Source organism: Cohnella endophytica (genome assembly GCF_003628305.1).
GTDB lineage: Bacteria > Bacillota > Bacilli > Paenibacillales > Paenibacillaceae > Cohnella > Cohnella endophytica.
The window spans coordinates 255,873-267,708 of record NZ_RBZM01000009.1; the positions used below are offsets into that span (position 1 = coordinate 255,873).

10 protein-coding genes are annotated in these 11,836 nt (G+C 51.4%); all 10 read right to left on the reverse strand.

Annotation, left to right across the window (positions count from 1 at the left end; all coding sequences use genetic code 11):
• Positions 1-49: 49 nt before the first annotated feature.
• Positions 50-1,771, reverse strand: coding sequence for a dihydroxy-acid dehydratase (locus tag D7Z26_RS21330; protein WP_120979041.1), 1,722 nt, complete (start codon positions 1,769-1,771; stop codon positions 50-52).
• A 2-nt stretch (positions 1,772-1,773) separates the two neighbouring features.
• Positions 1,774-2,751, reverse strand: a complete 978-nt coding sequence (locus D7Z26_RS21335; protein WP_120979042.1) for an aldose 1-epimerase — start codon at positions 2,749-2,751, stop codon at positions 1,774-1,776.
• 14 nt (positions 2,752-2,765) lie between these two features.
• Positions 2,766-4,112, reverse strand: a complete 1,347-nt coding sequence (locus tag D7Z26_RS21340) for a family 4 glycosyl hydrolase (protein WP_120979043.1) — start codon at positions 4,110-4,112, stop codon at positions 2,766-2,768.
• A gap of 37 nt (positions 4,113-4,149) precedes the next feature.
• On the reverse strand, positions 4,150-4,929 hold the full coding sequence (locus D7Z26_RS21345) for an SDR family NAD(P)-dependent oxidoreductase (RefSeq protein WP_158602392.1): 780 nt from the start codon (positions 4,927-4,929) through the stop codon (positions 4,150-4,152).
• A gap of 32 nt (positions 4,930-4,961) precedes the next feature.
• A complete protein-coding gene (locus D7Z26_RS21350) occupies positions 4,962-5,792 on the reverse strand; it encodes a carbohydrate ABC transporter permease (protein ID WP_120979045.1) in 831 nt (276 codons plus the stop codon).
• Positions 5,793-5,801: 9 nt separating this feature from the next.
• Positions 5,802-6,668, reverse strand: coding sequence for a carbohydrate ABC transporter permease (locus tag D7Z26_RS21355; protein ID WP_120979046.1), 867 nt, complete (start codon positions 6,666-6,668; stop codon positions 5,802-5,804).
• A gap of 68 nt (positions 6,669-6,736) precedes the next feature.
• Positions 6,737-8,068, reverse strand: coding sequence for an ABC transporter substrate-binding protein (locus D7Z26_RS21360; protein ID WP_120979047.1), 1,332 nt, complete (start codon positions 8,066-8,068; stop codon positions 6,737-6,739).
• Between the two features lie 182 nt (positions 8,069-8,250).
• Positions 8,251-9,156: a carbohydrate ABC transporter permease gene (locus D7Z26_RS21365; protein WP_120979048.1), complete on the reverse strand. Its 906-nt coding sequence runs from the start codon at positions 9,154-9,156 to the stop codon at positions 8,251-8,253.
• 9 nt (positions 9,157-9,165) lie between these two features.
• A complete protein-coding gene (locus D7Z26_RS21370; protein ID WP_325050466.1) occupies positions 9,166-10,098 on the reverse strand; it encodes an ABC transporter permease in 933 nt (310 codons plus the stop codon).
• Between the two features lie 9 nt (positions 10,099-10,107).
• Positions 10,108-11,748 (reverse strand): type 2 periplasmic-binding domain-containing protein, encoded by a 1,641-nt coding sequence (locus D7Z26_RS21375; protein ID WP_120979049.1) that lies wholly within the window; start codon positions 11,746-11,748, stop codon positions 10,108-10,110.
• Between the last annotated feature and the right edge of the window lie 88 nt (positions 11,749-11,836).

An 11,836-nucleotide genomic window follows, 5' to 3' on the forward strand; every position in this document is an offset into this window, starting at 1 on the left:
TTGTTTCCCCCTCGGATCCTCCAAATGAATGCGGAGGATTTGTTGTCGATTAACCTCTTCCTACGGTCGGTTCTATAAAAACGGCTTCTTCCTTCGAGCCCGGACGCAGGAAATCGAGATCGCAGCCTTCGTCGGCCTGAAGGACATGATCCGCATGCAGCCGCATAAATCCGCGCTTATGAACGCGAACGGGAGCCCAGTCTTTCATTCGCTCGTTCATTTCCGTCTCGTCCAACTCGACGCTGAGATGGCCTCGATCCAGATCCACTTCGATCCAATCCCCCGTGCGGATCGCCGCGAGCGGTCCGCCGAGCTGAGCTTCCGGCGACACGTGCAAAATCGTCGTCCCGAAGCTCGTTCCGCTCATGCGGGCATCGCTGATCCTAACCATATCCCGCACTCCCTGCTTCAACAGCTTCTTGGGAATCGGCAACGCCCCCCATTCCGGCATTCCCGCGCCGATAGGGCCGCAGTTTCTGAGCACGAGCACCGACGTCTCGTCGACTTCCAGATTCTCGTCGTCTATTCGTTCATGCATCTCTTCGTAGCTATCGAATACGATCGCTTGGCCTCTATGCTTATGGTTGATGAACGAACTCGCCGCCCGTTTCAGAATCGCGCCGGAAGGCGCTAAATTTCCGGAGAACACGGCAATGCCGGCATTCGCCTTATAAGGTTCGTCGATCGTGTAAATGATATCGTCGCGGAAAGAAGCATAGTCGCGATAAGTTTCCTCGAGCGTAGTTCCCAAAGCGCTAAGACAGCTCGTATCCAGCTTCGGCAGCAATCTGCCGATGACTGCCTCCAGCCCGCCCGCTTCGAAGAAATCGTCCATGCTGTGCTCGCCGCTCGGCTGAAGGTTAACCAGCAGCGGGATGCCCGCGGACAGTTCTTCATAACGCTTCAAGGGGATGCTTATGCCGAGTCGGCCCGCAATCGCGGTCAAGTGAATAACCGCGTTGGTAGAACCCCCGACCGCCGCTAGCAGCTTGATCGCGTTATCGAACGCGCCTTCCGTCATTAAGCGGGATGGCGTCAAACCCTCCCTGACCATGTCGACGATTCTTCTGCCCGTATCTTCCGCCGCCCATTTCCGTTTGGCATGCGTGGCGGGAATACTGGACGTACCCGGAAGCATCATGCCCAATATTTCCGAAAGGCTCTTCATCGTAGACGAGGTTCCCATAACGGGACATCCTCCCTGCGAACAAGAGATGCATTTCTCGAGCTCCGTCAATTCCTCGTCGGTCATCAGTCCGGCATTGTATTCATCCATAAACTTCCAAAGGTCGGTACCGGCATTTACTTTTTTCCCGCGGAAAGATCCGGATGCCCGATGCCCGGCCGCCAACTGAAGCGAGGGAATATTGCTGCTTGCCGCGCCCATAAGCTGAGCGGGAGTCGTCTTGTCGCATTCGCTGAGCAAGACGGCGCCGTCGATCGGCAAAGCCCGAATCGATTCCTCGATGTCCATCGCCATCAGATTGCGGTAGGGGAGATCCGAAGGCTTCACGAAGTCGGAGGGCGCGGTAATCGTATGCATCTCCAGCGGATAGCCGCCGGCCATCAGCACTCCGCGCTTGACGAACTCGACCAATTCCTTATGAGGCGCGTTACAGCTATTCAAGTCGCTCCACGAATTAAAGATGCCGATAATCGGCTTGCCTACGAAAGATTCCGGAACATGTCCGTTCGCCCTCATGGCCGATAGATGTTGAAATCGAGTTTCTTTGGACGGATGATTAAACCACCGTTCGCTACGCAAGGACATGATTAAACCACCTCTTCGATCGCGATTCTCGTTGTCGTCTTAACTTGCTCGCCGGGCTGGAGCACGCGGAAACCCGTAAGCTCCTCCGGAAGCCGCAAATTGGGCGCATTCGTGATCCAAGTATAAGGCTCGGGGCACAGATAGCCCTGATTAGAATCGGCATTGTAAACTACCCAGTGCTTAAATTGCTCGTCGGCGCCGTACGCCACGCGAATTCCGGCCTTCAAATCCGTCAGTACCGCTTCGTTAGCTCCGCTTGCGGCTGTCCGGAACGCATCGTCCAGAGCATGTCCAACGAGGCTTTTTCCCTGTCGCAGCTGTTCCGAGTAAGGAATGTCCGTAAGCTCTCCCGTCGGCAGAAATCTCTCGTCCAGCACCCATTGCTTATCCGCATTCAGCGAGAAACGGCAAGACGAAGTGTCTCCGGAACCGTCGAACGGATAATTGAAAGTCGTATGATACCCAAGACCCCAAGGAAACGCCGCGGTATCCCGACTGCTAATCGTCGCTTCGATCGTCAGCGTTGCCCGCTCCAGAACGTAACGCATAATTACGGTAAAGAAATGAGGAAATTGAGCCATAATCGCTTCGTGTTCTTCCGAATGAATGATCGTCTCTAACACGATCCGATCCCCTTCGGCTTCTGTGCGATGGAGCGTCCACGGCGCATCGAACAATACGCCATGGGTATGATTGTGCTCCGCCGGGTCATTGATGTTAAAGCGATACTTCATGCCGTTAAATTCGAATTCGCCATCGGCGATACGATTGGGAGGAAACAAAATCGGCAGTCCGTACATGAACGGGTCCGCCTCGTACGATTCCCGGCTTGGCGGGAATCGTAGCAGTTCAAGGTTTTTGCTGAGGGATCGCAAAGACAATAAGTTGCTCCCCCACGCGGGGACGAGAACGAGCTCCAGCTCCTCGTTCCGCGCCCTTATCGCGGTTTCGCCGTAGAGGTCGAATCGCTCGATGGACATAGGTCCCGGCTCCTTCACTTAAAATGCCGTTTCATGGCCGCAAGGCTAGGCATTTCGAGAATCTCGTCCAGCAGCGCGCGCGCTTGTTGTTCGGAACGAGTCCAAGGATCCATTAGAATCAATTGGACGAGGTCGTCGAAGCTTCCGCTATCGTAGGCTTGCAGCTCCATCTCGACCGGCGCGACGCGATCGCGCAGCGCGAATTGAATGAGCGGCTTAGGCAGGCCCTTGGTTTTGATCCCTTGAACGCCGATTCCGCTGACGTAACAAGGAATTTCGACCTGGAAATCCTGCGGAATGCCCGGCACGTAATTGCTATCGTTAAGGATGTTAAGGATCATCACCCTAGGAACATCGCATGCGATCGCTTCGATAAACGGGATCATCGGTTCCGTCGAATGAACCGGCGGGAAGCTATCCATTACGGCTTCGTCCGTATTCTCGGACACTTTGCGGATTCTCTCTACGCCCGCGGCTCCTCCCGCGAAGTAAAGGTCCCTCCACCAAGCCTGGGGATCTTCCTTATAGAAACGCTCCGTCTCGTCATCGGCGTGATGCCAGGCCGGCCAAGCGCCGCCTCCCGGATTTCCCGTATCGCCGATCGGAAATACGCCGAACTTCTTGTACAGATCGATCGCTTTCGGCCCCAACCAATCGCAAGTCCCGCATTTCTCGATATAAGCCGCCGATTCCTCTTCTATCCAGCGATCCAGAATGGGAAATGCGTCTTCGCCTTTGTAGCGGAACTCCGTCAGCCAGATGAAATGGTTTACGCCCGGAATTTCGTACGTAATATGTGCCGGGTCGAGTCCGATAACCTCGGCGACGGCTTTCACTCCGTTGGAGCCATGACAGAAGCCTGCCAGCTTGGCCTGAGGATACTTGCGCTGCAAGTAGGTCACGCCGGCCATAACCGGGTTGGACACGAGCATGTACCAAGCGTTCGGACAGATTTCCAATATGTCCTGCATAACCGATTCCATCAACTGCAACTGATCGAAATTAATCCAGAATCCTTCGTCATGCATGACGTGAAGGCTCCCGCCAAAACGATAGCCGTGTTTCTGAGCGATATCCCAGCCGTCTTTCAGACGTTGATGTCCTCCGATCAGCGCGGCGAGCAAGACGAAGTCCGCTCCTTGAAGAGATTCTCTCCGATCCGTCGTTTTCTCCAAAGTCAGTCGAATATTCGCCTCTTTGGCATAACGCTCGCAGAGCGAATAAGCGCTGTTCAGACGCTGCTCGTCGATGTCCATGAAGCTGATTACGCTGCCTTCAAGGGAAGGCGTAAGGCAAATATCTTTAATAAGGCTTAAAGAAAACATAGCCGAGCCGGCTCCGATAATACTGATTTTAGGCATGGGTATATACCTCCGTAGGTTATAATTTTTAGGATCGTTAAATCGCAGCCGAAGCCGCACCGTCGATGCTCAGATTCGAGCCGTTAACGACGACGGATTCATCCGAAGCAAGGAACAACACCGCATACGCAACCTCGCGCGTCGTAGCCATTCTTCCGAGCGGCTGCTGTTGCTTGATGATGGGATACAATTTATCCATGCCTCCCATGCTTTCGGCGAGCCGGACGTTCATATCCGTCTCGACCCAGCCGGGAGCTATGGAATTGCAGCGAATGCCTTTCTCGGCATACGAGACGGCAATTTCCTTCGTTAAGCCGATAATGCCCGCTTTAGACGCGGAGTAGGCCGTATAACCCGGCTCAGTCAGCGAAGCCATTACGGAAGACGTATTGATGATGGATCCGCCGTTTCTCTTGAGCATCTCGGGAATCGCCTTCTTGCACATCAAGAACATGGACTTCAAGTTGACCTGCAACACTTCGTCCCACGTTTCTTCCGGGTAATCCAGAATGTCTCCGACGGGCATGATTCCCGCATTGTTAAATACGATATCGAGTCCGCCATAGACATCGACCGCGCGGGCTACCGCAGCTTCCGCGGTCTTCATCAGACCGACGTTGCCGCACACGATTTCGCAGCTTCCGCCCGTTTGGCGAATTTCCGCGGCGGTTTCGTTCAGTTTTTCCTCGCTAATATCGACCAGCACTAGGCTGGCGCCCTCCTCGGCGAAGAGCAAAGCCGTTCCCTTGCCTATTCCCGACGCCGCTCCCGTGACGATAGCTACCTTGGAGAACAGACGACCTTGTTTCGTACTCATGCGCATGACATCCTTTCTCTTCCTCGTTCGGTTTATTTGACGGCTCCGACAACCAAGCCTTTGCGAATATAACCTTGGAAAATAATATAAATGGCAATCGGCGGCAACGAGGCCAGCAGCAGCCCGGACAGCAGCAACGGATAGTCCGAACTGAACCTGTTCAATACGGTCGCTACGGCAACGGTTACCGTCTTCAAATTATCGGATTGCAAGTAAATGAGCGGGGTCAGCAAGTCGTTCCACCAGTTCGTCGCGTTGAATATCGATACGGTGACCACGCCGGGCAAGCTCATCGGCAGAATAATCTTCGTCATCGCCTGATAATATTTCGCGCCGTCCATCTTGATGGCTTCCAGCACTTCGTCCGGCATTCCCCTCATCAACGAAGTGAGCAAGAACACGGTGCTCGGAACGGCGGAGACGGCCCAGATGACGACGACCGAAACGATGTGGTCGGTCCACCCGATTTTGGACATCAGCAAGTAGTTCGGAATAATAAACGTAACGCCCGGAATCGTCATCGTGGCGATCATAACGACGTAAAACTCGTTTCTGAACCTGTATTTCAGCTTGGCGAAAGAGTAGGCCGCGGGAATGGAAATAAGGAGGCACGCAACCATGCTCAAGCCTACGTACAGAATCGTATTGCCGAATAAGCGAACCAGGGAAAACCGATAGATCAAAGCCTGGAAATTATCGAAGTACCAGGTTTGGGGAGGCGCCATCGGGTGCTTGATATACTCGAGCGTAGGCTTCATGCTGCTGAAAGCCATGTAGATCAGCGGATACAAAGCCAGGATGGCGATGATGGCTAGAGCGATAAATATGATGAACCTGATCGATCTGATAGAGGCGGTTTTCATGATGTCCTCCTATTGCTCCAAGCGCTTGGATATTTTTAACTGAATCCAGGTAATGAACATGACGATGAAGAACAGGAATACCGAAAGCGCGCTCGCATAGCCCATATTGCCGCTTTTGAAGGCTTGAATATAGATCATGTAATCGATCGGGGTCGTCTCGTAACCCGGACCTCCGCCCGTAATCGAATACACGAGTCCGAACAATCCGACGAAAACGTAAATGACGTTAACGATCGTGAAATAAAAGATGGCCGGATAGAGGGACGGGATGACGATATAGAACAAACGCTGTCGCCAACTGGTACCGTCTATTTTCGCGGCATCGAACAATTCGTTAGAAATAGAAGAAAGCCCCGATAGAAAAATGAGCGTGCCTTGACCGAGCGTTTGCCAATAGAAGCAAAGGATCAAGATCATGAATTCGGTCGGGACCGTATTCAGCCAATCCACCGTAAAGTGACCGAGTCCGACTTTTTCCAGAAGGGTATTCACGACACCTCTGTTGGTAAACATGGATTTAGCCAGAAAACCGATGACTACCGAAGAGAGAATGGCCGGCAAATAATAAACGGAACGGAAAAAGCGCCAGCCCTTAACCTCTTCATGCAGCAGCACCGAAACCGTTAACGAGATTAACAGAATGCCCGGAACGGAAATCAGAAAGATAAGATTGTTCCGCAGCATAAGCGGCAAATCGCCATTGCTTAAGATGTTCCTGAAGTTATCCCAACCTACGAATACGGAAGTGACCCCGTCCCACTTCGTGAAGCTGTGAAAGAAAGTATTAAACATGGGATAACCCACGAATATCGCCAATAACACAAAAGCCGGCAGCAAGGAGAGCAACCCTACCCAACGTTCTTGCTTCAGACTCATTCCGATCTTCCCTCCTTGCCTTTTGTAAAAGCGACCTCCCTTAGAGGGAGGTCATTTACCTGAAATCTTTATTTACTTTTGCTTTTCAAAAGCTCGTCGCGTTTCTGATCTATTTTCTTCATGAATTCTTCCGCCGTCATTTTCCCGCGGGAAACAAGGGATTGCAGCGACATCATCTCGCTTGTCAGCTCCGCCGGGTAAACGTTGTCCGGCCAGAAAATCGTGCTCGGCTCGTTCGCCAAATCCTGCATCGTTTTCACTAACGGATCGGATACGTATTCGTTCACGTCGACGTCGTTCACGACGGTAATCCGCGCTTCGCCCGATTTGATTTTGTTGATTTGTTCTTCCTTGCTCATCAGGAACTTGATGAAATCGGCCGTTTCCTTGGCGTGCTCCGAGTAATTCGTCACGACGAACGCCGCGCCGACTCCGCCTGGACCGCCGTCATGGACTTTGACGTCTTCGCTGAAGTCCGGAATTTTCATGAAGCCCATGTTATCGCCCATCGCTTCGCTGAAGTTCGTAATATCCGAATTCGCCCCGACGGTCATGCCCAGCTGACCTTGAATAAACAATTGCCGAACGGAATCGTCCGCGATGACCAAATCTTTCGCGAACAGCTCGTGCCAACCTTTCATTATGTTGACCAGCTTAGGATCGGAGAAGTTCGACGTGCCTTTGACCAGGCTGTCCAGTCCAGGGGTGTCCACCGTCTGGGCGATCCAGTAATCCGGCACATGAAGGAAGCTGTCTTTAAATAAACCGAGCGGGGTAACGTTTTTCGATTTGATTTTTTCCAGCATGGCTACGAACTCTTGGAAGTTTTTCGGACGTTGCGCGATCGGATCTACGCCCGCGTCGGCGAAGATTTTTTTGTTATACGCCAGCAGGAACGTGCCATCCGTTCCGAACGGAACGCCATAGGCTTTGCCGTCCACCGTGAAATCTTCCGTCGTTGCGCTCCAGCCGACGATACGGGATCTTTCTTCGCTCGTGAAGTACGGATCCATCGGCTCCAGAAACTGCTTAAAGCGGAGCATGTACGACCCGGACCAGAGTACGGTCATGTCGGGACCGTTCTTGGCAATGCTGGCCGTTTGGAATTTGGCGAACAGCTCGTCTCCCGAAGGAACGTCCTGTACGTCGATCTTGATGTTCGGATGCGCCGCTTCATAACGAGCAACCGCTTGGGAAATATAGAAGTCTTCTTTTTTCTTGGATTTGTTATTTTCGTCGATCGTTGCGTATCCGGAGTTCCAAAACACGATTTTGATTTTCTTGTCCGCGTCCCCACCTGTAGAAGCGCTTTCATTCGTGCCCTTCGAGCAGGCGCCGAGCATCAGCGACAGCACTATAATTAACGAAATACTGATTACGGACCCTCTTTTAAATCTCATGGAAAGCTTCCCTCTTTCGTTAGTTGATGTCTTGAATCCAAGTATAGAAGCTTTCCGAAAGCAGATGAATGTCCTAAGCCAACCATTTCATTTATCACTTTATAGCCGGCTAGGCATGGATTTATCATTTTTTAAAGCGGCATTGACATCTTTTAAACCGTTTTCATCCGAGGAATAACGGTTCAGCCTTTCACGCTTCCCATGACCAATCCTTTGGTAAAATGCTTCTGTAAAAACGGATACACCAGCAACACGGGTACAGTCGCGACGAAAATCTGGGCGGCACGGGTGGTCTGATCCGAGATCATCCGCATTAACGACATATCCTTGGCGGTAATCGTCTTGGTATCGTACGCGGTAAGCGCTTTTTGCAAAAAGCTTTGCAACGGATAGTTCTTCGGATGGTTCATGTACAAGATTCCGTCGAACCACGAGTTCCAATGTCCCACGATGCAGAACAGCGCGACGGTTGCGATCGCGGGCGTAGCTAACGGCAAGACGACCTTGAACAAGCTCGTGAGGGGGCCGGCGCCGTCGATGCTTGCAGCCTCTTCCATCTCCGCCGGCAAATCCCGCATGAAGTTCATCAACAAAATGACGGAGAAGATGGGTACCAACCCGGGCAACACCAACACCCAAATATTGTTGACGAGGCCATATTTCATATAAGTCATATACTCAGGGATCAGTCCGCCACCGAATAACATCGGGATGAGCATGAAGTAAGTGTAAAACTCCCTGCCCTTAAACTTTTGACTGCTTTTCGCCATCGGATACGCCGTGATAAAAATAATAAACAGCGTGAGCGGCACGGCGAGCACTAGCCGTTTAAGCGTGACGACGAATGCGTGCCAAAACGCCGTGTTTTGGAGCACGTATTGATAGGATGCCAGCGTCGCATCGACCGGCCAGATCCCGACTTTGCCGCTAGACGCGGCAAAGGAGGAACTAAAGGAGAGGGCGAGTATATGCACCAAGGGAAGAATGCATAGGAGCGATACCAAGCTCAGGAAGATCAGGTTGCCGCTCATGAACGCTTTTCTTTGCCAACTGGTTTTTATTCCGTTCTTCGCCTTTGTTGTTCTCATGGCAGCTCCCTAAAAAATTTTATATTCCGTTAAGCGATAGGCAAGCCTATAGGAGATCACGATTAATACGAAGGAGACGATCGACTTGATCAGGCTCACGGCGGTCGATAACGAGAACATCATATCCTTGATCCCCAACCGGTACACGAACGTATCCAGGATATCTCCCGTTTCATAGACGATCGGATTGTACAGGTTATAAATTTGATCGAATCCGGCATCCAGGATGCCGCCGATGGAGAGCACCGTCATGAGCACCACGATAGGGGTAATGCCCGGCAACGTGATGTGAAACATTTGCCGGAAATAGCTTGCTCCATCTACTTTGGCCGCTTCGTACAAGGAAGGGTCAATGCTCGTAAGCGCCGCCAAATACACGATGGTGCCAAACCCGAAGCTCTTCCAGGTATCGGTTATGATCATCACGTTGGGAAACCATTCTTTGTCCCCCAAAAAGAAAATCGAGTCGATGCCGAACAGCTTTAATACATGATTGACCGCCCCGCCCGAAGGAGACAGTATCTCGATAAAGACGCCCGCCAAGATGACCCAGCTTAGAAAATAAGGAAGATAAACGATGGTCTGCACCGACCGGACGAATAATCGGCTACGCACCTCGTTAAGCAATAACGCGAAAACGATCGGTACCGCAAGACCGAGAATGATCTTCATGATCGAAATATAAAGCGTGTTGAACATGATCTGCTGAATATTGTCCAACGTGAACAAATGTACGAAATTGTCGAACCCCACGAAGCCCGAGCCGAAAATGCCGTCGGTAGGAATAAAGTCTTGAAAAGCCATAATGATACCGAACATAGGCACGTAAGAAAAAAGAATGAGTAATAAACAAGCCGGCAGCATCAGGCCATGATAAGTAAGCTGCGTTTTCAACACATGCCGGTTTAACTTGCGTGGGCTATGCGCTTCTCTCTGCTTCACGGTTAGACCTCATTTCAGATTCTGCTGTGCCGATTCGCGCACTTCTTTGACAACCTGCTGGCCGCCACTGGAATCCCAGTCTTTGACGAAATCATCGAATGCATCGATAGGTTCTGCGCCCATAATCAATTTCACATAGGCTTCGAGTTTCTTCGTTTCAAGCGCGCCCCATTTCTTTTTCATCGTCTCCGTGCCGGTGCTATAGTATTCTTCCTGCAAGACCAGATTGTTTTTCATATAATCGTTCAGAATGCCGGAAGCGCTGCCGGGTCCATACATCTTGTAAATAATATAGTCGTCCTCGGTGGGATTTTTCATGTAGCGCACTACGCCCTCGTAATACATCTCGTTGGAGGGAGACATTTCGCCCACGTCTTTGCCCGCCAGCTTATCTAGGATGTTAAGATGGTACCCGATGTCCTCATGGGCAAGCCACGGCTTGACTTTACTGAAATTAGCGGGCATTTCGCCTTTTTCGTTTTTATGATATTTGAGGATGTCTTCTTTGCTGCCGTATGCTTTTTCGAACCATAGATTAAACATTTGAATAAGCGCTTCGGGATGTTCGTACCCTTTGCGAATGACGTAATAAGTGTCCGGACCCGCAACGCCCATCACCTTGGCGTCTCCGCCGTCGGCACCGAAAATTTTGACGGGGACCCATTCGGCGCCCATCTCGCGATGGGAGGCTCCCAGCGGCCAATCGACCGCATACCAAGGCAACCAGGCAACGCCTACTTTGCTGCTGTCGATCGCTTGGGTATACTGGTTCCAATCATTCGCGCCGAACTCGCGATTAATTAAGCCTTCCTTGTAAGCTTTATTTAAGAAGGCAAGCGCCGCCTTCGTTTCCGGCTGCGTGCCGCTGTATACGATTTCCCCGTTCGCGTTTTTCACCCAAGATTTAGGATGCGAACCGAAACTGTCGAACAAGCCGATCAATTCGTCCAACGAGTTGCTTGTCGTAAACGCATAAGTGTCTTTCACGCCGTTGCCGTCGGGGTCGTCATTCGTAAAGGCTTGCATAACCTTATATAATTCATCGAAGGATTGGGGAACTTCGAGTTTCAAGCGATCCAGCCAGTCTTTGCGTAGCCAAGTGACAACCCCGGCGCTTTCAAGGTACCCCTGGGTCGCAGGCAACGCATACAGACTTCCGTTTACTTTGGACATGTCCATGCAAATGCCGGTATCCGCGAGAAGAATCTTTTTCGTTTTTTCGCTGGCATACTTGTCGTACAACTCGGTCAAATCCGTAGCCAAGCCCGATTTAACCAGCATTTCGAACTGCTTGCGGTTGACGGCCATCAGGTCGGGGATTTGGCCCGAAGCGATTTGCAGATTCAGTTTTTCTTCCAGCTGCGAGCTGCTGACGACGAACATATCTTCGAAAGTAACCCCTAACTCGTCTCGGTATGCATCGATCCAAACATTGTCTTCCTGCGTTTGGCCGGCGATCTTCTCACCGTTAGGGTCGGACTCCGCGGTTCCCACCGTTAGCGTGATACCGGGCTCGTATTTGCCCGCCGCCTCATTCCAATTGGATAGATCCTTGCTCTTGTCCCCTCCCGATTTGGCAGGCGAGTCCGAGCAAGCCGTTATAGAGAAAAGGGATGCCGCGGTGATTGCGCTTACAATAAGACGTTTCATACAATATCCTCCTCGTATAACAGATCATCATTCCTGATTAAGCGCTTTGTATTACCTTGATGTTAATGCGTTTTTAGGCTGAAAAATA

What these genes read in the sequence shown, in the direction of transcription:
- D7Z26_RS21330 (WP_120979041.1), bottom strand. Translation starts at nt 1,771, where the DNA reads ATGTCCTTGCGTAGCGAACGGTGGTTTAATCATCCGTCCAAAGAAACT.
- D7Z26_RS21335 (WP_120979042.1), bottom strand. Translation starts at nt 2,751, where the DNA reads ATGTCCATCGAGCGATTCGACCTCTACGGCGAAACCGCGATAAGGGCG.
- D7Z26_RS21340 (WP_120979043.1), bottom strand. Translation starts at nt 4,112, where the DNA reads ATGCCTAAAATCAGTATTATCGGAGCCGGCTCGGCTATGTTTTCTTTA.
- D7Z26_RS21345 (WP_158602392.1), bottom strand. Translation starts at nt 4,929, where the DNA reads ATGAGTACGAAACAAGGTCGTCTGTTCTCCAAGGTAGCTATCGTCACG.
- D7Z26_RS21350 (WP_120979045.1), bottom strand. Translation starts at nt 5,792, where the DNA reads ATGAAAACCGCCTCTATCAGATCGATCAGGTTCATCATATTTATCGCT.
- D7Z26_RS21355 (WP_120979046.1), bottom strand. Translation starts at nt 6,668, where the DNA reads ATGAGTCTGAAGCAAGAACGTTGGGTAGGGTTGCTCTCCTTGCTGCCG.
- D7Z26_RS21360 (WP_120979047.1), bottom strand. Translation starts at nt 8,068, where the DNA reads ATGAGATTTAAAAGAGGGTCCGTAATCAGTATTTCGTTAATTATAGTG.
- D7Z26_RS21365 (WP_120979048.1), bottom strand. Translation starts at nt 9,156, where the DNA reads ATGAGAACAACAAAGGCGAAGAACGGAATAAAAACCAGTTGGCAAAGA.
- D7Z26_RS21375 (WP_120979049.1), bottom strand. Translation starts at nt 11,748, where the DNA reads ATGAAACGTCTTATTGTAAGCGCAATCACCGCGGCATCCCTTTTCTCT.